Origin of the sequence: Tellurirhabdus bombi (genome assembly GCF_021484805.1) — a bacterium.
GTDB lineage: Bacteria > Bacteroidota > Bacteroidia > Cytophagales > Spirosomataceae > Tellurirhabdus > Tellurirhabdus bombi.
On sequence record NZ_CP090557.1, the window covers coordinates 881,931 to 906,084 of the forward strand.

Genomic DNA, 24,154 nt, shown 5'->3' on the forward strand with positions numbered 1-24,154 from the left:
GAACTGAGGCCATAGGCTAAAATAGCGAAGCGGATTTCAGCTAAAAATAGTTGTCAACCATATAGCCTTGCTATACCCGTTAACGGTCTAACAGAACACCTATGAATTACATCCCAGAAACCGAAACCGTTGAAAAAGCGGCTATGCCTTTGCCTGAAACCAGGGAAGTCACGCTGAAAATCAATGGTACCGAACGACAATTGACAATTGCTCCCTGGACGACTTTACTCGATGCCTTGCGGGAGTACCTTGATCTGACTGGCACGAAAAAAGGCTGCGACCACGGACAATGCGGTGCTTGCACGGTATTGGTAGACGGGAAACGCATTAATTCGTGCCTGACCCTGGCCGTCATGAAAGAAGGGGCCGAAATCACCACCATTGAAGGGCTAGCGCAAGGCAAGGCAGAATCACCGGCGGCGAGCTCGCTCGACCACCTACACCCGCTGCAAAAAGCATTTATTGAGCATGATGCATTTCAGTGCGGTTACTGTACGCCCGGCCAGATTTGTTCGGGTGTTGGCCTGATGAACGAAGGAAAAGCCAAAACGACCGATGACATCCGTGAATTGATGAGTGGGAACATTTGCCGTTGCGGAGCCTATCCCAACATTGTGTCTGCGATTGAGGAAGTGATGCGAACCAACGAAAACAACCAGCAAGGATGAATCCATTCTCATACACCCGGGCCGAAGCAGTCGATACGGCTGTGAGCGAAATTAAAACTGGCGAGGCTGCTAAATTCATTGCTGGTGGCACCAATCTTCTCGACTTGATGAAGGAGAACGTCATGCGTCCGCAGCATTTGGTCGATATTACGCATTTGCCGCTAACCACCATTGAAGAAACGGAATCGGGCGGTTTAATGCTCGGAGCGCTGGTCACCAATGCCGATACAGCTTATAATGAGCTAATTGATAAACGATACCCTTTGCTGGCCAAAGCCATTCTGGCCGGAGCATCACCGCAGCTGCGGAACATGGCTACTGACGGCGGCAACCTGATGCAGCGCACGCGCTGTTATTATTTTTACGATACGGCAACGCCCTGCAACAAACGTGAACCGGGTTCTGGTTGCTCGGCCATCAACGGCTTCAACCGCATCCACGCGATTCTCGGAACAAGTGAACATTGCATCGCTACACATCCCTCCGATATGTGCGTGGCCCTGGCGGCACTGGAAGCCATTGTGCACGTCACGAGCGAACGTGGTTCGCGCACGATTCCGTTTGCTGATTTTCACCGACTACCCGGCGATACACCGCACTTGGATAATACCCTGGAACCCGACGAATTAATTACGGCCATCGAACTGCCTGCCAAAGGGTTTACTGAACACAACAATTACCTGAAAATCCGTGACCGGACGTCGTATGCCTTTGCGCTAGTATCCGTTGCGGCCGCTTTTGACCTGGAAGAAGGCGTTATTCAGAACGCACGGCTGGCTCTGGGCGGCGTAGCACACAAACCCTGGCGCAGCAGCGAGGCCGAAGCATTGCTTAACGGCAATAGCCCCACCGAAGAGACTTTCCGCAAGGCTGCCGAAGCGGTCGTGCGCGATGCGAAAGGGTTCGGTTCTAACACATTCAAAATTGAGATGGCCAAACGTGCCATTGTTCGGGCACTCACACAAGCCACAGAATCTGGACAGAAATGACAGCAACGAACCATATTGGAAAACCGACCAACCGCGTTGACGGACGCGCGAAAGTCACCGGCGAAGCAAAATATGCCGCCGAATACAACCGATCTAACCTCACCTATGGCGTCGTCATTTCCAGTCCGATTGCCAAGGGAAAAATCACGAAAGTTGACCCGAGCCAGGCCCTGAGCGTACCGGGCGTTTTGAAAGTATTCACGCACGAAGACCGTCCTAGTCCGGCTTGGTTTGACCTTAAATACTTTGACGAAGACGCGCCGCCGGGTTCTCCATTCCGTCCGCTTTACGACAACAAAATAAAGTACAGTGGTCAGCCCATTGGTTTGGTTGTGGCCGAAACCTTTGAAGTAGCTCGCTATGCCTCTACGTTGGTTAAATACGAGTTTGAAGAAGAAGCGCACGTTACCAATCTGGAGGAGCATCAGGAAAAGGCCCGCAAACCAAAAACAGGTCTTGCCAGCCTTCTGAAACCACCACCGCCGAAACCGCGCGGTGATGCCGAAAAGGCATTCGCGGCCTCACCTTTTCAGATAGAAGCGGAGTATGTTCACCACGCGGAACACCACAATCCGATGGAGATGTTTGCTTCGACGGTGATCTGGCAGGGCGACGGGAAGCTGATGGTTTATGACAAAACCCAGGGAGCGCCTAACAGCCAACGGTACATTAAAAACGTTTTTAGCTTATCAGACGAGGATGTGCGCGTGCTGACACCCTACATGGGCGGCGGCTTCGGCTCCGGGCTTCGACCTCAGTACCAGCTCTTTCTGGCCGTCATGGCGTCCATTGGCCTCAAACGCTCCGTTCGGGTTTCGCTGACACGCCAGCAGATGTTTACCTTTGGCCACCGGCCCGCTACGATTCAAAGACTGAAGCTAGGCGCCTCGGCCGATGGAAAGCTCCAGGCAGTCATGCACGAAGCGGTTGCCGAAACGTCGCAGTTCGAAGATTATACTGAAGTGGTGGTCAATTGGTCGGGCTTGCTTTATCAGTGCGAAAATGTCAAACTTGATTATAAGCTGGTTCCGCTGGATGTTTACACGCCCCTCGACATGCGGGCACCGGGCGCCGTGACGGGTATTCCTGTTTTTGAGTGTGCCATTGATGATTTAGCTTACAAAGCCGGAATCGATCCGCTCGAATTTCGCCTGATCAACTACGCCGAAGAGGACCAGAACGAGAAACGGCCTTTTTCCAGCAAAGAACTCCGCGAATGCTACCGGCAGGGCGCTGAGAAATTTGGCTGGAGCAAGCGCAACCCCGAACCGCGTTCCACCCGGGAGGGCAACTACCTGGTTGGTTGGGGCGTTGCTACCGGCACCTGGGATGCAAACCAGATGTTCGCCCAGGCGAGTGCCGTTTTGTCCACAGAAGGCAAGCTCATTGTTAACAGCGCCACGGTTGATATTGGAACGGGAACTTACACCATCATGACCCAGATTGCCGCCGAAACCCTCGGACTGGCCCTGGAAGATGTGACCTTCAAGCTAGGAGATACGGACCTGCCAACGGCACCAATTTCGGGTGGTTCCTGGACGGCAGCTTCGGTAGGCTCGGCAGTACAGGAAGTTTGCAATATCATTGGTGAAAAGCTTTTCAAGCTGGCTCAAAAATTACCGGGCTCACCATTTGCAAAAGCTAAAGCAGCCGATGTTGCCTTTGCCGATGGAAAAATGTACCTGAAAAGTAATCCCACGGTGTCTGCTTCCATCATAGACGTCATGCGTAATGGACACGTTGTAAACGTCAATGCCAAAACAACGGCTTTACCCGATGTACTTAAGCAGCGAAAATACACCCGGGCAACGCATTCGGCGGTTTTTGTGGAGGTTAAGGTCGATGCCGATTTAGGTACGGTCTACGTAACACGTGTTGTTAACGCCATTGCCGGTGGGCGCATCCTGAATGCAAAAACCGCCCGAAGTCAGATTGTTGGCGCAACGGTCTGGGGCATTAGCAAAGCGCTGGAAGAAGAATCCATTATGGATCACCGCCTCGGACGCTTTATGAACCACAACCTGTCTGAGTATCATGTTGCAGTCAATAATGACATTCGGGACATCGATGTTATTTTTGTGGAAGAACACGATATGATTGTGAATCCGCTGGGCGCGAAAGGACTGGGCGAAATCGGAATTGTGGCCGTACCCGCTGCCATATCGAACGCCGTTTTCCACGCAACGGGTAAGCGAATCAACGACACACCGATTACACCGGATAAGTTGCTGTAAGCACTAAATGCACAGAGCTTCCGCAAAGCGGCCCCGTTCTTTCTGGGCTGTTTTGCGGAAGCTCTTTTTTTCTAGAACTCTGGAAGCGTTTTCGGAAAAACGCTTTAGCGTAGTCCTAGTTCATTGTCCTTTATCATGCGTTTGGCGCGCAGAAACCGCTTCAGTTCGTGTTCGTCGAAATTCGGCGCGGTTGGGTTCATGCTACTAATGCGAATTTTTCCCGAAGCGTGAATAAACTCGTTGTTTCCGATCCACATCCCTACGTGCACAACCCGTTCGCCTTTATCAGCCGTTGCGGGCTCCCCAAAAAACAGCAGATCGCCCGGTTTTAAGTTCGCAAAATTTTTGTCGGGTGTAGCAATCAATTCGCCTACGTGTACCTGCTGCGAGGCGTCACGCGGCAGCGTCTGTCCATTCAGGAAATAAACCGTTTTGGTAAAACCGCTGCAATCCATCCCTTTGTACGAAGTTCCGCCCCACAAATACGGAATACCCATCATGTGTTTAGCCGTGTTCACCAGGGACTCTTCGGTTGGTTTGGCTGTTTTTGCCCAGTCGGCGTAGCGTTGCGCCTCGGTTTTAGAAACGTAGGCAATGCGTCCGTCGGGAAAGCGGGCGCGAAAGTATTTCTTCTCTTCTTTTTCCAGAATCAACCTATCTCCAGCCACCAGATCTGAAACGGTCTGCGATTTTGTGTTTGGTTCGCTATAGCAAAAGCCAAATGGATGCGTATAAATGATTTTCTCGGCACTTTCCCAGCGGTCGAAATCCGCTTTTTTCATGCGCTGTAAACCCCCAAAATCGACCCAGGCAATGTACTGATCGGGCGTTTGCACGAGGTACCAGCCCCGGTCTTTGTCCCAAACCCGCAATGGCATTCCCAGCAGCGCCTGGGTGGCCAGCTCGGCCGCTTCCCGTGGATTGGAACGCAGGTTAGCCACCGAAATATTGACAATGGCATACGACTCCTCTCCCAGCACCGACGCGGGCAGCACCTGAATTTCGTCGCGGAAGGAAAGCCCTTTCTGGGTTAACTGATTTAACAGCGTTTGCTTGGCATCGGGTAGGTTTGTTTTTCCCGTTAAACGCCCCGTCGAATCAGCTTCGACCTGAAAAATAGCCACCCGTTTATCCGGAGCGGCCTGTTGCCGAACCTGCGAAATAATGTCCTGTTTGGCAGTCAGTTGGCTATCAGTCTGAGCAAATACCAGGGCGGGTAGCCAGACCGCCATAAACCCTAAAACACAAGCTTTTTTCATTGTTGATGCTGTCAGTCAGGCGAAGATAGACCTGGGCTGTTTAAATTACAATTGGGCAGAAGCGCAAAAAGCAGAGGGCTTTGATGGTTAACCGAAGTCCCTCTGCAGGAAGATTGACAAGTGGACAGGAGAAAAAGTCCCGAAAAATAGCATTAATTAGAAACATTGTCAGCAAGGAGGCACATTATTTCTGATATAATGTTTATTCTACGGCACTTTAGTCAACTATAGTCCTTATCCGGTATCTTTTTATTACTTTTTCCCGCTTACAAGCAACGTAGCTAACCGTTCTAAATCGTCAGCTGTGTGCAGCGCGTTGATCACAATTCGCGTATTGGGCTTGTCCGTTGGTGAAGGATAGGCAAAGCTATAAATCAACACCTTATTCTGGACTAATTGCGCGTAGATGCCGTCGTAGGGCGTATAAAAAACCGGATAACCCTTGCTATGCTGAAACAGAGGAGAGCCCGTTAATAGCTCTTCAATATGGCTGATATTTTGTTGTAGTTGCTGAAAAGATGTCTGGTAAATAGCTTCCGCCCGGCTATAGGCATACAGATAAGCGGGTGGCGTCGGAGAGCAGGCGCCGAAAAAAGCCATTCGCCGGATGGCACTCAGAATCGTTGACTCCGCGAAAAGAACGCCCCCGGGCAATCCCATCGCCTTCGCCAGAGATGCCGTCACGATGGTTCGTATGTTTGGCCGACGCGGAACCTGCCCTAAAATACCGCGTCCCCCCTCCCCGATAACACCCAGTCCGTGCGAATCATCGATCAAGAGCGTAATGGGTAGGTCGCCAGGCAAGTCAGCTACCCAATCAAACGAATACCTAACCGACTGAACAGCGTCCAATGAATTAACAACAATGGCAATTCGGTTACTTGTCACGGTCCGCAGCCGGTCGGGGAGTTGTGCCGCCCAAGTTTCAAACGGCAGCGACGGCAGCGCAACCGACGGCTCATGCCAAATGGCCGGGTGAGCCGACGGCCCATAAACAAAATGGTAGCCCTCGCTTTTTAGCCAGGCCATGACCATTTGCCCCGCCATCATGCCCGACGAAAGCGTTAACGCCGCCTCGGCCCCAGCGAAAGCCGCCAGTTTTGCTTCGGCTTCCTCGTAGATGCCTAGCCGCAGATTCCCGTTTCGCGATGAGCCAAAAACGGTGCCATAACGCCCCAAGCCTTCCGCCAATAACTGCTGAAAATCTTTGTTTTGCGCAAGACCCAAGTAAGACGTTCCGCTGAAAAAAAGGTATTCTTCGCCATCCAGTCGTATCGTTCGGCCGGGCAGGTGATCAATGGTGTAAAAATCATTCATAAGCGTGCCCCGGTCCCATTTTCGGTAGCGTAAAGTACTCGCCCATAATCGAATGTCACGCCGGTGGCCGGGTCGTTGGCGATGAGCAGCGTGCCGTCCATATCCACGTAATCAAGCAAAGGCAGCAATTGAGCAATGGCCGAAATACCAACGCTGGTTTCGTTCATGCAACCGACCATTACCTTCATCTGGTGCCGGCGGGCGGCATCGATCATGCGTCGGGCGGGGGTCAGACCACCGCATTTGGTCAGCTTGATGTTGATGCCGTGGAAATAGCCCGCGCACGTATCCACATCGCTTTCCACAATGCAGCTTTCGTCGGCAATAATGGGCAATACACTTTCGGCATAAACGCGCTTCATGCCTTCCCAATCGGCAGCTTTGAGCGGCTGTTCGATAAATTCAACGCCCAAGGCTTTTAGCTCTGGCGCGTAGGCAATCGTCTGGTCGGCGGTCCAGGCACAGTTGGCATCCACGCGAAACGTGGCGTCGGTATGTTTTCTTAACGCGCGGATAATGGCCAGATCATCGTCTGTCCCGAGTTTGATTTTATAAAGCGGCCAGGGCAATTCCTGCATTTTTTCCACCATTTTCTCCACCGAATCGATGCCAATGGTGTAGTTTGTCAGGGGAATATGCGTTGGATCGAGATTCCAGAATTGATACAAGGGCTTTCTGGCCCGTTTGGCAACCAGGTCATGCGCTGCTTCATCCAGGGCACACTGCGCAAACGGGTTTTGACGCAGGTGCGGATTCACCAAGGCCCAGAGTTCTTCCGCCGATTGCCATTCATTTAACTCAACTAGCGACCGAAGGCTCTCTAAATCCTCAATCATCCGGTCAATTGTGATGCCGTAATACTTATTGGAAGTCGCTTCACCGTAGCCCCGAACTTCGCCATCGCGCAACTCAACAATGAGCGTTGGCTGGACATCGCGGGAGTCGTGGGCAATGGTAAACGTATGTTTCAGACGGAGATCGAAACGGTGGAAATGCAAAGAAATGGACATACACCTGCAACTTACTAAATTCGCTATTAACCCAATATCTTCTGCACCGCTTTTTCCAACTGAACCAGCGGCAGTGTGCCCGATTGCCGCCATTTGATCTGTCCTTTATCAAAAAGAATCAGGGTTGGAACGCCTTGAATCCGGTATTGCATCGCTGCCTTCCGGCTTTTATCAATATCAACTTTCAGGACTTTTACCTTGCCTTCGTTGCGGCGGGCAAACTCCTGAAGGATCGGTGCCATTGCTTTACAGGGGCCGCACCAGGTGGCGTAGAAATCAACCAGAACGGGCTGATCGCCTTTTATTAATTCAAGAAAAGAAGCCATAATTTTACTTTGTTTTACTGTTAAATCCCTGCTAACTTAAACTTCACTTTTTGGTCAGCAAGCCTTCTGTCTGTTCTTCGGCCCGGCGAAGTTCGTCTATAATTCGCCGATTCCAAGACTCCTGTGCCATTGTATTGAGTCCGTGCTGTGTTTCATCGTCGTATTGCGTCTGCCGTCGGTTCATGTCGCGGTAAGCTTCCAGGTACAAATACTGAATCCGACTGTTGTAATCCTCCACGTCCATCTCGTCGTCTACCAGAATTCGCTGCTTGAAGCGTTCCACCACCAGCTTAACAATATCAAAATGACGTTGTTCGTGCAACAGACTATAGCCTTTATCGGCGGCGGCCACACTCGGCGAAACCCACGACATGCTCTTCTGCATGTATGTTTTAAAGGTCAGCTCAACGTGTAAAAAGCCATTCACCCAGCGCGGTTTACCTTCGTAGGAAAACGAGGAAAAAACGGCAGCTCCCAGACGACCCGTGCGCGGTGTTGCCTGAAAATCAGACCAGCTTAACGGATGTTTTGAGCTATAAAAAACGGTATCGCTTTTGGTATCCTGCGTCGTGTAATCCTTGAAAAAAAACCGGATTCCTTTCAGCATCGACAGACTGGTTTGGCGGTTGGCGGGCACCCAGTCGGACAGGTAGATCATGGCATTTTCAACCGCTCGCCGGGCCACACCGCCCAGAGGAGCCGTTTGGTTCAGCGAACGAACGTAACGCGTTTCGGTGGTATAGCCCGTTAGCTGCCCCAGTTGCTGATCACGCGGGGTTTTAAACGTCATGGAAATTTTGAAGGAACCTTCAATTTTTCCGTCCGCCCGCATCGTTTCCGTAAATCGAAAAGCCTTCACCTGAACAACAACGGGCAAACGCGCCGTATCAGCCTGGAAATTAGGCCTTAATACATCCATTAGCGTACGCTCAAGGCTGCTGGCAAAGCGGGCTGGCTTCGTTTGCCCGGCATCGGCCCACAAATTCCCCAACGTACTTTTGTCGGAGCGCACATCTTCAACCCGCATGACGGAGAAGGAAGGTTTTACGATCCGAACGGGCTCCGCCGGAAAAGAAATAGTGATCGATTCCTGAGTCCGGCCAGGAATCAGAAACGCAATCAGTAAGTGCATGATCAGGAGTAAGTTCACATTTATAGAACGCAAACCCGCTTAAAAATATCCCAGAAAAATACACAATTTATGCGCGAAAAGGCCATATCGGAAAAGCGTCGCCTACCTCAAAATGAGTCTGGTCGGCGGGCAGTTCCATAAAACCATCACAATCGAGCAAATTGGCATAATCGCCGGAGCCACCGCCCGGAAACGGGGTTGCCTCCCGGGTGCCGTCGGCGGCCTGCACCAGGCGAACGGGCAAGAAATAGGTCAGCGTCGGTTTAAACACAACGGGCTGGCTGAGTCGGGCCAGAGGTTGTTGGGCCATTGGCAAACCCAGGGACGCTTTTAGCCACGGAAGCAGGTAACGATAGGTACAAAGAAAGGTTGACACGGGGTTTCCAGGCAGGCCAAACACCGGTTTTATCGCTTCTGCTTCGGTCGCCACGCCAAACCACAACGGCTTTCCCGGTCGCTGGGCAATCTGGTGAAACATCTCTTGCACGCCTATTTTTTTCAATACGTCCGGCACAAAATCCGCTTTCCCTGCCGATACGCCGCCGCTCAAAACCAGGGCATCCCCCGCCGCAAGCAACTCACGTAACGTTTGCTCCATGCGGGATGCATCGTCCTGCACGTGAGCCAGCGTGACCGAAGCACCCGCTGCTTCCAGCGCCGCTTTCAGCATGTAGGCGTTTGACAATCGGATCTGGTGTGGTAAAGGGGTTTCCTGCACATCGACCAACTCATCCCCAGTCGAAACGACAATAACCTGCGGAGGTCGGGTTACCAGCAGCTTGCTTTTACCCACCGACGCGGCCACCGCGATTTCAGCCGAACTTAGGCGTGTTCCGCTTTTCACCAATAAAGTGCCCGCGAGTCGGTCGGAACCCTGCCGGTGGACGCTCTGGCCTTCCAAGACGGCCTCCGTACGGATTTCCGCCAGTTCGTCGGCAATTCGCAAATCCTCGTAGCGAATGACGGTGTCAGTTCCTTCGGGAAGGACCGCACCAGTCATCACTTCCAGGCAGGCGGTGGGGTCCGTCAGTTGCTGCCGTGGCTGGCCTGCGTACTGAATTCCCGCTATTCGAAACGTCCGGTTTCCGGCGGCGTAGTGTGCATATTGGATGGCAATTCCGTCCATCGTTACGCGGTCAAAGGGGGGCATGTCGCGGTCGGCAGAAAGCGGCTCACGCAGCATACGCCCGGCGGCCTGTTCCAGTGGAACTTCCTCCGCCGAAAGCGTTAGCAGATACTTTTGAATGGTGGAAGAAGCAGAATCAACTGTTTGCATAGCCCGTTTTTCTTGCAAAGGAATGAAAAGTAGCTTATGCGCGAACACCGTTTTACCAAGTTTTCTGAAACGAGACCGTCGCCCATATGTACAGGAATAGCTTTTTTACAGTTACTTTTTAAGATTTATTTTTCATATTACCAGAAAAAGCACTGTCTATAAACTCATTACAACCAGAAGCCGTTTTCTAATCTGTACCTTTTTTAAGTTTTATGATTGCCGGTTCTTCCGCTTCGACATCTTCTGATACAGTTCATGAATCAACGCTTTCAGCAACGCAAACTGGCTGGACGGGCGTACACTACGAAATTTTTGTTCGGGCCTTCTGCGACTCCAACGGAGACGGCATCGGCGACCTGAATGGAGTAACGTCAAAACTGGATTATTTGAAGGAATTGGGTATTTCAGCAATCTGGCTTATGCCCATCACGCTTTCGCCTTCTTACCATAAATACGACGTCGTTGATTACTATAGCATCGATCCGGAATATGGCACAATGGATGATTTCAAACGCCTGATTGCCGAAGCACACCGCCGGGACATGAAGGTGATCGTTGATTTTGTCATTAATCACACGAGTTCTGAGCATCCGTGGTTCCGGCAAGCCTGCCAGAGCCGCGAGAATCCGTATCACGATTGGTATGTCTGGATGAGTCAGCAAGAAATTGATGCTACCAACGTTGCAACGCGGGAAATTACCGCCGATTCGCAGGAGAAAAACCCGTGGCACGCCGTGGCGGGAGCGCCTTTTAAGGAAAAATACTACGCCCTCTTCTGGAAAGGCATGCCCGATCTGAACTACGATAACCCCGCCGTTCGGGAGGAGATTTACAAAGCCGGAAAATTCTGGCTGACAGAGGTAGGGGTGGATGGTTTTCGGCTGGACGCCGCCCGCCACATTTATCCCGAATGGGAAGAACCTAAGAACCATCAGTTCTGGGAAGAATTTGGCCGCGAGATGGAAGCCGTTAAACCCGGTGCCTATACGGTGGGCGAGGTTTGGACGCGTCCTGAGCGCATTGCGCCGTATTTCCGGGGACTGAAAGCCAACTTCAATTTTGATTTGTGCCTTGCTTTGTACGACGTTATTGCCTGCGAAGACGATACACAGAACGTTATTGATTTTCTACTGGAAGTGCGGGCGGCTTTTGGACAAGTCAACCCGCAATTTATTGACGCCATCATGCTATCCAACCACGACCAAATCCGTATTGGCAGCATTTTGAAAGGCAATCTGAATCACTTGAAAGTGGCGGCCTCGCTCCTGCTGACCCTTCCGGGCAATCCTTACCTGTATTACGGCGAAGAAATCGGCATGCAGGGCAAGAAACCCGACGAATACATTCGCGAGCCGTTTTTGTGGGATACCAAACGAAAAGACAAAAACCGTAGCCGCTGGACCAAAGCTAAGTACTCCACCGACAAGCGCGTTACGCCTCTGGCGTTGCAGCAACCAGATCCGGCTTCGCTTTACAACCACTACAAAAGGCTGATTCATTTCCGCAATGTCCACCCTGTTCTGAACGATAACCTGAGTGTGCTGGAAGCCAGCGATATTAAGCAGCCGGGTATTTTGGCTTTTGTTCGACGCTCCGGGGATCAGTCGGTGCTGGTCATCCATAATTTGACGGGTGAACGCAGCGAAGTCCTTCTATACCCTGATTCAACGGCCGTTAGCAAGCGCATTCGCTTCGATACTGTCGGTGACGCCGAGCTTCTCGAAAGCGGGAAATTGTGCCTTTCGGCCTACAGTTGCGTTGTGTTGGAGGATATTTTATAGCCTAATTAAGCCTGTCTTTTCGTTTATTTTCCGTTGCTACCGGATGCTTTGGCGGGGACTTGATGGCCAAACTTGGTACCAAAAAAATCGCCTGCATTCCAGCTTGGTCGGGAGGGAGCCTGGGCGGTTAAATAGCCAATCAAGAACTGAAGCTGGGCGTGTTTGGCCGCCGCTGTCCAGTCAAAGGGCTGATCCATATCGTCTTGCGGCGAATGATAAATGGTGCTTCGCCAGTCAAGGTTAATGCGCAGACCATCAAGTTGGGGATTTCCGGTTTGGGAGCCGCTTTTCACATAAATGGCCGGAATTCCCTGCCGAACGAAGCTAAAATGGTCACTGCGCATAAAAACCGTCTGTTCAGGAATGGGGTCCTTAGCCACCTGAACGCCCAGATGAGCCGCCGCAGCGGCCACTTCCTTCCCCAAACTGGAATGTTCGGCCCCGTAAGGCACAATATCCAGCAACGGATGGAAAAAGAAAGGCATATCCAGGCATAAATTAGCCACAATCTTTTCTTTAGGAACAGTCGGGTTACTGGCAAAATAATCGGAGCCTAAAAGCCCCATTTCTTCGCCCGTTACGCCCACAAACAAAATTGACCGTTTGGGCGCTTTAGGCAGTGAGGCATACAAGCGGGCCGCCTCCAGATTGATGGCCACACCCGACGCGTTGTCGTGCGCTCCGTTGTAAATAGAATCGCCCTTGACGGGCCGACCAATGCCCAGGTGATCCAGGTGCGACACATAGACGATGTATTCGTCTTTCAAGACCGGATCCGTTCCGGGTAGCAGACCAACCACATTATAACCCACAATGTCGTCTCCTGAATTAGTTTGCGTCCGCATGCGGGCCGAAATATTGAGCGGAAAAGCTTGCGGAGTGCCTCTTTGCGCCTTGGCGATTACTTCGAGAAAAGGATATTTTGTGCCTGAAAACAGGGAACGAGCCGTGGAATCGCCCAGAGCCGCAATGCCTTTTAATTCCGGGAAAACACGCTGGGGTTTGCCTTCCTGATCGACCCACCGGTAAATGCCCTGACGTCCCCGGTTAGCGGAAGCTTCCACACGCATCCGAAGATCACTCGGTAGGCTAAAGGAAATTACCCCAACAGCTCCGTGCGCAACGGCATTTTCCGGCTTGGAAGAGGTGTAATACGCACGCTGGTTGGACGGAAACGTAGTTGGCGCGCCGTTGAAATAAGCGACAATTTTGCCTTTAACGTCAATTTTCTGGTAGTCGTCGTAGCCCAGTTCGGGTGCTGTAATTCCATAACCAACAAAAACGACCGGTGCCGTTACTTCGCTGGTCTGATTTCCGTAAACCGGGCTGAGGGTGTAGTTCTTACCGTAAATCAGGGGTGTGTCTCCGTTTTTACCAACAAAAGCAAACGAACTCTTTTCTTCCTGCACCTGCCAGCGCCGCAACGGCACCTTCTGTAAATACGTTTTTCCTTCGCCGGCGGGTTGCAGACCAAGCGCTTCAAACTGAGCGATTACGTAGTTGGCCGCGAGCGTATATCCGCGCGTTCCCGGTTTACGTCCTTCCATCGCGTCGTCGGCTAGAAAACGCATGTGCGCCCGAATAGCTTCGGGTCGGACATTGGCTACAGCCTCCCGCGCTTCGGCAGGAATTGTAGAGGAATTACTGGTCTGAGCAATGGCAACTGACTGACCAAGAAAAAAGAGTGCAAGAGAGCTACTGAAAAGGCTAATTCTATTCACTACGGAGTAACTTTTTCCCTAAAATAGGCTATTGCCCGCTGATAGTCAACTACCTTTCAACGGGCAATAATCAAATTAAAACGGGTTATTAAGGCCGGTGAACTTTACAGCGGCTTAAAGGGGAGAGATGCCAGTCTTGGTCTGGATCGCAGCGTTGGTTCGTTGAACGCGTTTTCATGCTGGTTGTAAATTTATAGTTCCTATTAAATTAGTTAGGCAGGTTAGCACTGATTCCTTGGGAAAGTTGCTAAGGGTTCATCGAGCCTGTCTCTCCCCCTTTCGATATAAATCCACAACTACTTACTGGTAGCTAGTAATTGTAAGACGCTACAAATATAGGACGTCTATTTTTAATTACCAACTAATTCTATAAATTTTATAGGCTAAATAGTTTATTTATTTTTAACACATCTGAAACCCAGGTTATTACTACCGCTACTGGCCTCGCCTTTTCCACGGCTTCCTGCTTTATAGCGGGTGCAATATTGATCGGAACATAAAAAAGATCCTCCCTTCTGTACGTACTTTACCGCCCCTGGTTCATCCGGGTCATAGCTATTGGTGGGGCCTTTGGGATTTTTCGCGGGGCTATTCTGGTAATAGTCCGGGCGGTACAAATCCTGACACCATTCCCACACATTTCCATCCAGGTCATACAAACCGTACGGATTGGCTGGGAACGACTTGACGGGCGCTACCCCCGCAAACCCATCTTCTTTGGTATTCTGATCGGGAAAATTGCCCTGGTAAATATTAGCCACCCATTTTCCGGCGGGCTTCAGATTAGTTCCCCAATAATAAGTTTGGTTCCCTTTGTTGCCCTGGGCGGCAAACTCCCATTCTGCTTCGGTAGGCAGGCGCTTACCCGCCCACTTGGCATAGGCGGCGGCGTCTTCGTAGCAGACGTGTACCACAGGCAGGTTTTCGCGCCCTTCAAGGCTGCTTTTCGGTCCTTCGGGATGCTGCCAACTGGCTCCGGCAACGTACTTCCACCACAAAAGCGGATTCTCTAAAGACACGCGTTGACTGGGAGGCGTGAACACCGCCGACCCCGGCACCAGTTGCTCGGCGGGAACACCGGGGAAATCCGCCGGATTTAAGGGCCGCTCGGCTACCGTCACATAGCGGGTAGCGGCCACAAACCGGGCAAATTCGGCATTGGTGACCTCGTGTTTATCCATCCAGAAGCCATCGACAGTTACCGTATGCAAAGGCCGCGCATCCGGAAATTCGTCAGCGCCCATCTGAAAAGCGCCACCCGGAATCCAGACCATACCCTCCGTGTTCTGCTGGCCCGACTCACTTACCGAAGCGGCCTGCTGAATGGCGCTTGCCCGCGATGGCATTCCATTGGCTGCACAGAACGCTACGCTGTCTGCCTTGCTTACCTGCGCAGTCTCCTCCCCTTTTTGGTTTTCGGAATGGCATCCCGCGAGGCCAAAAAGGACCGTTCCACTAAGCCATATAGCCACTATGTAGTTGCATTTCATACCCAAAAGCCAACTCAAAATTTTGTACAATTACCTATATTCGTGTAACCTGAATTACGAAGTTATAAGCTTTCTGGCGGAATCAAATACTCAGGAAGGAAGCTACATACTTGGGGAAGTTTGTGGAAAAATTGCCACAAAAAAAGTCCTGCCGTCTTTTGAACAACAGGACTTTTAGAAGAAAAACGTATGCTTAGTTATCGTCTTTACCGTCTGGATCTACTTTATCCTCGGCTTTATCGAATGCATTTCCAATGTTTCTACCGGCTTTCTTAAAGCCACTTTTGATGTCTTGCCAAGCCGCAGCCGTCGCATTTTGGGCTTTATCGATATCGTTGCCAAGCTCTTTTCGCTCGTCTTCCAGTTTAGCAAGCTGCTCTTTACTTTCCGCTTTTGCTTCGCGGCCTTCGCGCTTGATTTTAGCCTGCATTTCGTCAATACGGGTATCCAGCTTCTCTTTCTGGACCTTCATTTTGGCTACTGCTTCGTCACGTTCCCGCTTGAAATCAGCGGCAGCTTCATCGCCGGCTGCTTCCATTTTATCACCAGCTTCGCGGGCTTCCTCGCGGGCATTGGCGGTAGCGTCTTTCGCATCCGCTTCAATGGCTTCACCGGTTTTTTCTAAAGCATCGTCTGTACGGGCATCATTTTTTCCATTATCGCAGGCAGTTAGTGATAACGAAGCGATCACCAGCACGGCACCCGTGTAAGAGCGTAGTTGTCGGAATATAAGCTGTACTTTTTTCATAGCGCTAAAAACAGTTAGTTAATTACAAAGGCTGTTAGCAAATGCCGTGCCGAACCATTTTTAGCAAATCCCAGCTCTTTCTTACAACCCTTTCCATTTGATCGCGCAGCCAACCGCTTTCGTGATGGTAGTTACAACGGGGCGGCCTGTCAGCAAACTATTCAGCGCCTCTTCCATGTACCGTCTTTTCACACTTCCTGCATCCTGTGGACTGTCATCCAGTGTTCCTATGTATTCCACGACAAATCGGTCGCCGGTCCGTTTCAGCAGGTAGGCGTGTGGCGTTCTGGTCGCGCCGAATGCTTTGGCCACTTCCTGCGTCTCATCGAGCAAATACGGAAACGAATAACCTTTGTCGGCAGCGCGCGCTTTCATGTTTTCGAATGAATCGTCTTCGTAGGCCGCCGGATCGTTGGGCTGAATAGCCACTACAGGAACGCCCTGCGGCGCATATTTCCGGTCCAGAGCGATGATGCGATCTTCGTATGCTTTGGCAAAGGGGCAATGATTCGACGTAAAAATTACAATGACCCCTTTACTGGTTCGGTAATCAGAGAGGGCAACTTGCTGTCCGTTGGTATTTTTCAACCGAAAATCAGCAACTACCTCGCCAATGGTGTAGGCGGCAGTCCGGCCTAACACTGGCGTCTCAACCTGCGTTGCTGACATCAACAACACGGCAAGAAGGCTGAAAACCCATTTTGTTTTCATGTATAGAATATGCTGATCTAAATGTAATATACGCATTATTTGGCATAAGTTGGTAAAGCAAAATCCATGCTATTAAGACCCGCAATTCCTAAAAACCCCTATGCCCGTTCGCTTAGTAGAGCGTATAATCCTGCCACGCAAGTTATTCATTAGATTAGTGAAAGGGCGATTAGATTAACCTTTTATATATATTTTTCATTTAAACAAAAAACCGCTATATTTGCACCTCATTTCCAAGAACATAGTTTTCTGTATCAACCATGTACGCAATAGTTGAGATAGCAGGTCAGCAATTTAAGGTAGAAAAGGGCCGTTACGTCTACACCCACCGGTTGGAAGGCGATGCGGACGCTGCACTTGTGTTCGACAAGGTATTACTTGTCGATAATGACGGTACGATTTCGGTTGGCGCTCCGACCGTCGAAGGCGCTTCTGTATCCGGTAAAATTCTGGAACACCTGAAAGGCGAAAAAGTAATCGTCTTCAAGAAAAAACGCCGGAAAGGCTACCGGAAGAAAAACGGTCACCGTCAGTACCTGACGAAAGTCCTGATCGAAGATATTACTCTATAAGTTTTGAGTTGAACCCGTTTCAGTCCCTGAAACGAATAGATCTTAGAACGAGAAACTAACAAAAAAATGGCACACAAGAAAGGTGTAGGTAGTTCCAAAAACGGCCGCGATTCGATGAGCAAACGCCTTGGCGTTAAGCTGTTTGGCGGCCAGAAAGCCATTGCCGGTAACATCATCGTTCGGCAGCGTGGCACAAAACATAACCCTGACAAAAACGTAGGCATCGGCAAAGACCATACGCTGTTCGCTCTCGTTGATGGTACGGTTAACTTCCGTAAGGGCAAGGATGGCCGCTCATTCGTGAGCATCCTTCCGGTTGCAGCCGAAGCACAAACCGCAGAGGCTTAAGCCAGTAACGTATTCTTTTTGGAAGACCTGTCCGACTTTTCGGGCAGGTTTTTTTATGCGCTGCAACTAATTCAGAAAAGCTGCTGTTTTGCCCAAGACAACTTTTGACATTCGATTCGCTATGAATACCTTGCTTCGTCCCCCCGTCATGTTATATACTGAAATGAGCCCTAACCCAAACTCCATGAAATTCGTGGTGAACTTTGAGTTGGTGCCCGACGGGCTTTCGTTCGATTTCAGCGACCCATCGGAGGCATTGCTCGACAGCAAATCGTCGCCGCTGGCAGTAGCTCTCTTCGGCTTCGACTTTGTTAAGCGCCTTTTTATCGCCAGCAATTTCATCACCATCACGAAAGATGATGCAACCGAGTGGGAAGACGTTCTGTTTGAGACAAAACAGTTTATTAAACAATACCTGGAAGAGCAGAAACCTGTTTTTACCCAGCGCACCATTGACAACAACTCTACGAAAGTAGAAGCCGATTCGCCCACCGTTCAGAAAATCAAAGCGGTGCTGGATCAATACATTCGCCCCGCCGTTGAATCAGACGGAGGAGCCATTAATTTTTATTCTTTCGATCAGGAAACAGGTCTGGTAAAAGTGTTGTTGCAGGGTTCCTGTAGCGGCTGCCCTTCCTCAACCCTAACATTGAAAGCAGGCATCGAAAACCTACTGACCCGGCTTGTACCGGACGTAAAGCAGGTAGAAGCAGAAGGCGTTTAAACGTGCGCTTTCATTCTAATAAAAGTCAGTTTTATTAAAACCTGCCCGTGGGCAGGTTTTTTTATGGCTCCCATTTACTCAACTTTGGGTCATAATTTCGTTTTGGTTGTGACTTTCCGGCTGCGAAGCAGTTTTGTCAATAACCATTGCTTTTAAGTCGTCATTTTTTGCATTTATGATACGTCAAGCGGCATCCATCTGCCTAGTCTTTCTTTTTAGTTTGCCCGTAGTAGCCCAGAATATGCTGGGAGTTTCTACCAGTCCTTATGGCGGCACTCATAGTTTGTACATTAATCCGGCCTTTGCGGCTACCTCACCACATTCCTTTTACTTAAATGTTGCGGCGGTTAATGCCCACGTCAGCAACAATTATGTTCGCTATCAGGCCCCTTTCTCCCTGTGGCAGCTTGCCCTGGGGCGTGTCCCACGCGAATACCAGCGCCCAGACGGCTCCGTGCAATTCAAGACGGACTACACGGGCGAAATTTTAAACGACCAATTGAAATCCGGTACGGCCTGGGTTGAAGTACGTGGCCCTTCTGCGCTGATCAAGTTCGGGCAGGGTGCTGCCGTGGGGTTAACAACCCGGTTGCGGTCGGCGGCGCAGTTTCGGAATGCGTCGGAACAGCTGCTGTCGCTGGTTCGGGCGGGGTTGGAAGATGAAACGCTTTACAACATACCCAGCCGGGACAATCAATTTAGCGCAACCACCAACACCTACGCCGAAATTGGCCTGACGCTGGCCATTCCCATTCTCCAGGATGATTATCAGCAACTGAGCATTGGCGCTACTGTCAAGCGACTGAAAGGGCTTACATCCGGCTTTTTAATCAACAACGGACTGAGTTACCGGCTGCGGATTGATGAAGTAAATCCTAATTCCGTTTATCTACAAGCAGAATCCTTGAATGCTGAATTGGGCTATACGACCTATTTGCAGGAAAAAGGCCGCTCGGTAACACTCCGGCAATTGTTTGATGCCAACAATCCGGGACAGGGCTGGGGAGCCGATCTGGGCCTTTCGTATCAGCTCATGGCCGATGACAATCCCTCCAAACACATGCTGCGCCTGGGCGTTGCCCTCAACGATCTGGGAAATATTCAGTATAAGAGCCAGCAGTATGTGCAACGCTATAGCATCAATCAAACGAATCGTCGCTTTTCGCAACAGGATTTTGACGAGGTAAATGGCAGTGAAGACGCCGCCCAGGTGATCCGCAATAAACTGGAATTGACCGACGCAGACAACCAGCGCCAGTTTACATCGGGCTTACCAACCACCTTATCCATCAATGCGGATGTACGGATGAGCGAGGGACTTTACCTGTCGGGAACGTTGCTGAGCAACCTGCGGTCTAAAGATGCAATCGCCATGTATCAGCCTACATTGCTGGCTATCACGCCCCGCCTTGAAACACCGACGCTAGGCATTTCTATCCCTTTACTTTATCTAAATCAGGCATTTATGGCGGGTGTTTCCATGCGGTTAGGACCTGTTTTTATTGGTTCTGACAACCTGATCGGATTAATTGGCAGTACTAGCAACAATCTTAGACCGCGCGGAGCGGACATTTACGCTGGATTTTCTTTTGCAGGGCTGCGCCGGAATCCGTAATTTTAGCTTCACTCAAAAGATTTAGCAGTCCTGTTCGTTTTCCTGGATGAAGTTACGCATCAGCTATCTATTACTTTTTGTCTTTTTCCTTTCTTTCAGGGCTTTCGGCCAGCAACCAATTGCGAACGAGTATACGGTTCAGATTGAGGCCAAAGACGGGGCGGGTACTCCGGTTCCGGCCACGTTAACGATTACTTCGGAGAAAACGGGTCTTTCGCAAAAAGGGAGCTTGAAAAATGGTGCCTATACGGTGGCCTTGAAGACAGGAAGCTCTTACGAAATTGAAGCAAACCACGAAGCCTACCGCACGGTGCGCAAAAAGATTAAGCTTGACCCCGTGGCCAATGCGCAGCCACAGCTTAACGTGGTGTTGGAAATGACGCCCCGGCAGCCGGTCAAAGCGGCAGCTTCAACCATTGTTATTCGGGTTATTGATCAGGTGACGGGCCGCCCGCTGGCCGAAGGATTTGACATACGCATGGAAAATCTGACCCGCAATCAGGCGCTGGCCCCCATCGATGCGGATAACGGCAGCATTACGTTTCAGATTGAGCCGCTTCAGCAATTTCGGTTTGTGGTTAAAGCCAAAGGCTACGAAACGTACCGCTACGAAAGCGAAGCGCGCATGAAAAATGACATTATGATTCCTCTCAAAAGGTCAGCCAGTACAGCGGCACCGGCGGCGGTCGCTCAAGCCCCGGCAACGCCTACTGAGACGGTAACCAAACCGGCGCCCCAGCCCGTAGCCGTCAAGGCACCACCCATTGCGCCCGCTAAAACCGAATTACCCACCCTGGAAAGAGGCAGTGCAATCACACTTGACAACGTTTATTTCGATCAAAGTAGCTACCTGCTTCGATCCGATTCGTATACGCAGCTTGATCAACTGGTTAGCCAGCTTAAAAGCCGACCAACCCTCCGCATCGAAATTGCTGGCCATACCGACAACGTCGGTGACAACCGCCTCAATCAGGCTTTGTCGCAGAACCGGGCGCGGGTTATTCGCAATTATCTGGTAAATAGAGGCGTTGACGAAAAAAGGGTGCAGTACCGAGGTTACGGCTCCAGCCAGCCCGTAGCTCCGAGCGATACTGAAGAAAATAAAAAGAAAAATCGCCGCGTAGTCGTTCAGGTTCTTTCGGAATAAGGCTGGTTTGTTCGGTAATTTTTGCCTTTAGACAAGCATAACCTGTTAGCCAATTCATTTGTAATCCACCATAATTGCGTTAATTTGTAACTTATAATCCGAGCTTGCTAACTTATGGTGCGTGGTCTACTTTTTCTTCTCCTACTGTCATTTTCCAGCTTTTCGGTGTTAGCCCGGCCACTGGTTAATAGCCGGTTGGTAGCTGCGTATGAGTATAAAGTTAAGGTTGAAGTACAGGATAAATCAGGACAGCTGATCCCGGCAACGGTAACCCTCACGTCTGATAAAAACAAAACACCCCGGAAGCGCGTACTGAAAACAGGTTCGCACACGTATACGCTTCTCTCGGGTGATACCTACTATTTTGAGGCTTCGCAGGCCGGGTATGCTGTAGCCCGCAAAACCATCCGTATCGAACGCGTTGAGGATATACCGAAAGACGAGCAAACGGTCATTCTGGAAATGGCTCCGCTGGGCAAGACCACGCCAATGACCATTGTGGTTCTGGATTCAGAAAACGGGCAGCCACTTAAAGAAGGCTTTCAGGTTCAGTTAAGTGCTGAGTCTGACGATAAGCCTGCGGATAGCAAGATTGTGACGGAGCCTTCGGTTACGCTTCAGGCTGACTCCAGACAACCATTTCGCTTTCTCATTCGCGCCCGGGGCTACTTCCCGCACGAACACGAAATAGCCGATACTCGCCAGCCTAAAGACGTTATTATCAAGCTGCGGCGTCAGACCGAAGCCGTTGTTCGGCCCTATGATATTCGGGTAATGGACGGGGATTATCGTTATGTGCTTCCCCGCTGCGAAATCAACGTCTGGGATGAGCAGAAACGGCCTGTAAAAATTAATTTCGATAGCTATACCGGCGACTGGCGGGTGCATTTGGAAGAATCACAGAGCTACAGCGTTGAAGTAAAAGCAGCCGGTTTTATGCCCCACCGTGGCCCACTAACCCGTCCGCCGCAGTCCTTAATTCTGATTGTGATGTACCCGGATGTGCCCAAGATCGCCCAGGTGGAAGAAACAGTCAAAACGCCCGTCGAAGAAGCCAAACCAACGGAAGAGGCCGCCCGCCCTGCGTCTAAACAGGACAATATATTCACTCGGCTAGCCGAGAAACTAGGCCGCTCCGAAGAGCCAGATCTGGTGGGCAAAACCATTACGCTTAACAACGTTTATTTTAAGCAGGGCAGTTATGTTGTCTTGCCGGAATCGTATCCGCAACTTGATGAATTAATTGAAGCCCTGAAGAGCCGCCCTACCATGCAAATCGAGGTTGCTGGCCATACCGACCGCCTCGGCGATCCGCGCATGAACCTTTTTCTGTCCGAAAACCGGGCAAAATCCGTTTATGAGTATCTGGTCAAAAAAGGAATTCCTAAACAACGGCTCCGCCATAAAGGGTATGGTTTCGGAAAATCCATTGCGCCTAGCGACACGGAAGAAAACCGCCAGAAAAATCGGCGCGTAGAAGTGCGTATTATTGAAGGTTAACGCTCGATGGCTGCTTTGAGAACCCAAACCGCTCTTGCCAGTGGTCATACACGGTTTTCATCAGCTCTTTCATGTCGTCGAAGCTTAAGGGTTTGCTGGTGCAGGTCATAGCCCCCAGATCAACGCACAGGTCGATCTCGTTTTTATTCTGGGTGTTGACAAACAAAACCACCGGAATGTGTTGAAACACCTCGTGGCTTTTCAGCTGCCGGAGCGTATCAAACCCACTTAACCCGGGCATGAACTTATCCAGTACAACAATCCAGGGAATCGCTACGGGCGACGGGGCAGCGCCCAGGCTTTCTGTGAGATAACGAAGTAAGTGTTCGCCGCTCTCCAGTTCAACGACGGAACTCTCCAAACCGATTGACTCCAAGGCCATTCGCATGAGCATTCGATCCTCCTCATCATCATCAACCAATACAATGGTCGGCTTACTTGAAGTAGTGGTTGGCTCCATATGCATCGATTTGGTCCTTGCAACGTACTTGTTTGAAGGAGCAAATTTCTGCTTTTTTAGTCAATATACTAGACCATTAAATAAACTTAACTACTACAGAATCAACTAAACTTACTTTCAAGTAAGCTAACAGAATGGATTTAGACCTCTATTTAATAAAGTGATCTGCTTCGTGTACCTTGGTTTCGTTACCCAGCGAAAGCGTATAATTGAAGCCCTTGTGAATGCTGTAGGCTCCGTGTTCGCCAGCGCGATTGACAGCTAGTATGCCCACCTGCAAATCTTTGTATTCGGGCGTTTTTTTCACCAATCGACGGATCGCTTCTTCACAGGCTTGCTGGGGTGTTTTTCCCTGCCGCATCAGTTCAACGACCAGAAACGAACTCACCGCCCGCATCACGGTTTCGCCCAAACCCGTAGCACACGCCCCGCCAATCTCATTGTCAATGTATAAACCAGCGCCCAGAATAGGAGAATCTCCCACGCGACCGCGCATTTTGAACGCCAATCCACTCGTGGTACAAGCGCCCGAAAGATCATTTTTCGCATCAATAGCCAATACCCCAATCGTATCGTGCCGCTCAATATTGATTACGGGTTTGTATTTCGATTCTTTTTTCCAGTCTTCCCACGCTTTTTTAGCGTTTTCCGTCAGGAGATTTTCTTTTTTAAAGCCATTTGCCAAAGCAAATTGATAGGCCCCTTCCCCAGCCAGCATGACGTGCGGCGTTTTCTCCATCACGGCCCGCGCCACGGAAATCGCGTGCATGATGTTTTCCATAAAAGTAACCGAACCAGCCCGGCCTTTTTCGTCCATGATGCAGGCATCCAGCGTAACATGGCCGTCGCGGTCAGGCAAACCCCCGTAGCCAACGGACGTATCTTTGGGGTCGGCTTCCGGCACCCGGGCCGCCGCTTCGACCGCATCCAGCGCACGCCCTTTTTTATTTAGAATGGCCCATCCAGCCTCGTTTGCGCCCCGATTGTTCCAGGTAGAAATAATCAACGGGACCTGTGGTTTGGGTTGAGCAGCAAAAGATTTGGTAATATTTAAACGACTTAGTACAGCAGTGGCCGCTGCGCTGGCTAGCAGTTTACGACGGGAAATCATGGTTTGTTCGATGAA

The 24,154-nt window shown here is 50.6% G+C and carries 22 protein-coding genes and 1 riboswitch; of the genes, 10 read left to right on the forward strand and 12 right to left on the reverse strand.

Annotated features, from left to right (window positions below; translation table 11 throughout):
* Positions 1-101 precede the first annotated feature (101 nt).
* The 3 genes from L0Y31_RS03780 to L0Y31_RS03790 are packed head-to-tail and all read left to right on the forward strand — an operon-like array spanning position 102 to position 3,891.
* The gene (locus L0Y31_RS03780; RefSeq protein ID WP_407084060.1) at positions 102-668 is read left to right on the forward strand and encodes a (2Fe-2S)-binding protein; all 567 of its coding nucleotides are present in this window, start codon (positions 102-104) and stop codon (positions 666-668) included.
* Positions 665-1,657, forward strand: a complete 993-nt coding sequence (locus tag L0Y31_RS03785) for an FAD binding domain-containing protein (protein WP_234735804.1) — start codon at positions 665-667, stop codon at positions 1,655-1,657. The genes L0Y31_RS03780 and L0Y31_RS03785 overlap by 4 nt, the downstream gene beginning before the upstream one ends.
* Positions 1,654-3,891, forward strand: a complete 2,238-nt coding sequence (locus tag L0Y31_RS03790) for a xanthine dehydrogenase family protein molybdopterin-binding subunit (RefSeq protein ID WP_234735805.1) — start codon at positions 1,654-1,656, stop codon at positions 3,889-3,891. The genes L0Y31_RS03785 and L0Y31_RS03790 overlap by 4 nt, the downstream gene beginning before the upstream one ends.
* Positions 3,892-3,995: 104 nt before the next feature.
* Here the strand turns inward: L0Y31_RS03790 and L0Y31_RS03795 are convergent, their stop codons facing one another.
* From L0Y31_RS03795 to L0Y31_RS03820, 6 genes are all read right to left on the reverse strand, one after another.
* Entirely contained in the window at positions 3,996-5,150 is a 1,155-nt protein-coding gene (locus L0Y31_RS03795; RefSeq protein WP_234735806.1) for a C40 family peptidase, read from the reverse strand.
* Positions 5,151-5,402: 252 nt separating this feature from the next.
* The gene (locus L0Y31_RS03800) at positions 5,403-6,467 is read right to left on the reverse strand and encodes an aminotransferase class I/II-fold pyridoxal phosphate-dependent enzyme (RefSeq protein ID WP_234735807.1); all 1,065 of its coding nucleotides are present in this window, start codon (positions 6,465-6,467) and stop codon (positions 5,403-5,405) included.
* On the reverse strand, positions 6,464-7,471 hold the full coding sequence (locus L0Y31_RS03805) for a dipeptide epimerase (protein ID WP_234737111.1): 1,008 nt from the start codon (positions 7,469-7,471) through the stop codon (positions 6,464-6,466). The genes L0Y31_RS03800 and L0Y31_RS03805 overlap by 4 nt, the downstream gene beginning before the upstream one ends.
* Positions 7,472-7,503: 32 nt before the next feature.
* The gene (gene trxA / locus L0Y31_RS03810) at positions 7,504-7,803 is read right to left on the reverse strand and encodes a thioredoxin (RefSeq protein ID WP_234735808.1); all 300 of its coding nucleotides are present in this window, start codon (positions 7,801-7,803) and stop codon (positions 7,504-7,506) included.
* Positions 7,804-7,846: 43 nt separating this feature from the next.
* Positions 7,847-8,953: a DUF922 domain-containing protein gene (locus L0Y31_RS03815; protein ID WP_234735809.1), complete on the reverse strand. Its 1,107-nt coding sequence runs from the start codon at positions 8,951-8,953 to the stop codon at positions 7,847-7,849.
* Between the two features lie 49 nt (positions 8,954-9,002).
* Positions 9,003-10,211 (reverse strand): molybdopterin molybdotransferase MoeA, encoded by a 1,209-nt coding sequence (locus L0Y31_RS03820; RefSeq protein ID WP_234735810.1) that lies wholly within the window; start codon positions 10,209-10,211, stop codon positions 9,003-9,005.
* A 212-nt stretch (positions 10,212-10,423) separates the two neighbouring features.
* Between L0Y31_RS03820 and L0Y31_RS03825 the strand changes: the two genes are divergently transcribed.
* The gene (locus L0Y31_RS03825; RefSeq protein WP_234735811.1) at positions 10,424-11,992 is read left to right on the forward strand and encodes an alpha-amylase family glycosyl hydrolase; all 1,569 of its coding nucleotides are present in this window, start codon (positions 10,424-10,426) and stop codon (positions 11,990-11,992) included.
* A 23-nt stretch (positions 11,993-12,015) separates the two neighbouring features.
* Here L0Y31_RS03825 and L0Y31_RS03830 read toward each other — a convergent pair whose 3' ends face one another.
* From L0Y31_RS03830 to L0Y31_RS03845, 4 genes are all read right to left on the reverse strand, one after another.
* Entirely contained in the window at positions 12,016-13,713 is a 1,698-nt protein-coding gene (locus tag L0Y31_RS03830) for a M28 family metallopeptidase (protein WP_407084061.1), read from the reverse strand.
* A gap of 188 nt (positions 13,714-13,901) precedes the next feature.
* Positions 13,902-14,004, reverse strand: a riboswitch (SAM riboswitch).
* A 101-nt stretch (positions 14,005-14,105) separates the two neighbouring features.
* On the reverse strand, positions 14,106-15,203 hold the full coding sequence (locus tag L0Y31_RS03835; protein WP_234735812.1) for a formylglycine-generating enzyme family protein: 1,098 nt from the start codon (positions 15,201-15,203) through the stop codon (positions 14,106-14,108).
* A gap of 193 nt (positions 15,204-15,396) precedes the next feature.
* Positions 15,397-15,951, reverse strand: coding sequence for a sll1863 family stress response protein (locus tag L0Y31_RS03840; RefSeq protein ID WP_234735813.1), 555 nt, complete (start codon positions 15,949-15,951; stop codon positions 15,397-15,399).
* An 81-nt stretch (positions 15,952-16,032) separates the two neighbouring features.
* The gene (locus tag L0Y31_RS03845; protein ID WP_234735814.1) at positions 16,033-16,662 is read right to left on the reverse strand and encodes a thioredoxin family protein; all 630 of its coding nucleotides are present in this window, start codon (positions 16,660-16,662) and stop codon (positions 16,033-16,035) included.
* Between the two features lie 260 nt (positions 16,663-16,922).
* Between L0Y31_RS03845 and rplU the strand changes: the two genes are divergently transcribed.
* From rplU to L0Y31_RS03875, 6 genes are all read left to right on the forward strand, one after another.
* The gene (gene rplU, locus L0Y31_RS03850) at positions 16,923-17,234 is read left to right on the forward strand and encodes a 50S ribosomal protein L21 (RefSeq protein ID WP_234735815.1); all 312 of its coding nucleotides are present in this window, start codon (positions 16,923-16,925) and stop codon (positions 17,232-17,234) included.
* Between the two features lie 66 nt (positions 17,235-17,300).
* Positions 17,301-17,582 (forward strand): 50S ribosomal protein L27, encoded by a 282-nt coding sequence (gene rpmA, locus L0Y31_RS03855; RefSeq protein ID WP_234735816.1) that lies wholly within the window; start codon positions 17,301-17,303, stop codon positions 17,580-17,582.
* A 121-nt stretch (positions 17,583-17,703) separates the two neighbouring features.
* Entirely contained in the window at positions 17,704-18,306 is a 603-nt protein-coding gene (locus tag L0Y31_RS03860; protein WP_234735817.1) for a NifU family protein, read from the forward strand.
* A 175-nt stretch (positions 18,307-18,481) separates the two neighbouring features.
* Positions 18,482-19,921, forward strand: a complete 1,440-nt coding sequence (locus L0Y31_RS03865) for a DUF5723 family protein (RefSeq protein WP_234735818.1) — start codon at positions 18,482-18,484, stop codon at positions 19,919-19,921.
* A 46-nt stretch (positions 19,922-19,967) separates the two neighbouring features.
* On the forward strand, positions 19,968-21,068 hold the full coding sequence (locus L0Y31_RS03870) for an OmpA family protein (RefSeq protein ID WP_234735819.1): 1,101 nt from the start codon (positions 19,968-19,970) through the stop codon (positions 21,066-21,068).
* A 114-nt stretch (positions 21,069-21,182) separates the two neighbouring features.
* Complete coding sequence (locus tag L0Y31_RS03875) at positions 21,183-22,568, forward strand: OmpA family protein (protein ID WP_234735820.1); 1,386 nt, start codon at positions 21,183-21,185, stop codon at positions 22,566-22,568.
* Here the strand turns inward: L0Y31_RS03875 and L0Y31_RS03880 are convergent.
* Both L0Y31_RS03880 and L0Y31_RS03885 read right to left on the reverse strand, forming a co-directional pair.
* Entirely contained in the window at positions 22,555-23,028 is a 474-nt protein-coding gene (locus L0Y31_RS03880; protein ID WP_234735821.1) for a response regulator, read from the reverse strand. The genes L0Y31_RS03875 and L0Y31_RS03880 overlap by 14 nt on opposite strands.
* A 148-nt stretch (positions 23,029-23,176) precedes the next feature.
* Positions 23,177-24,139, reverse strand: a complete 963-nt coding sequence (locus tag L0Y31_RS03885; RefSeq protein WP_234735822.1) for a N(4)-(beta-N-acetylglucosaminyl)-L-asparaginase — start codon at positions 24,137-24,139, stop codon at positions 23,177-23,179.
* Positions 24,140-24,154: the final 15 nt, after the last annotated feature.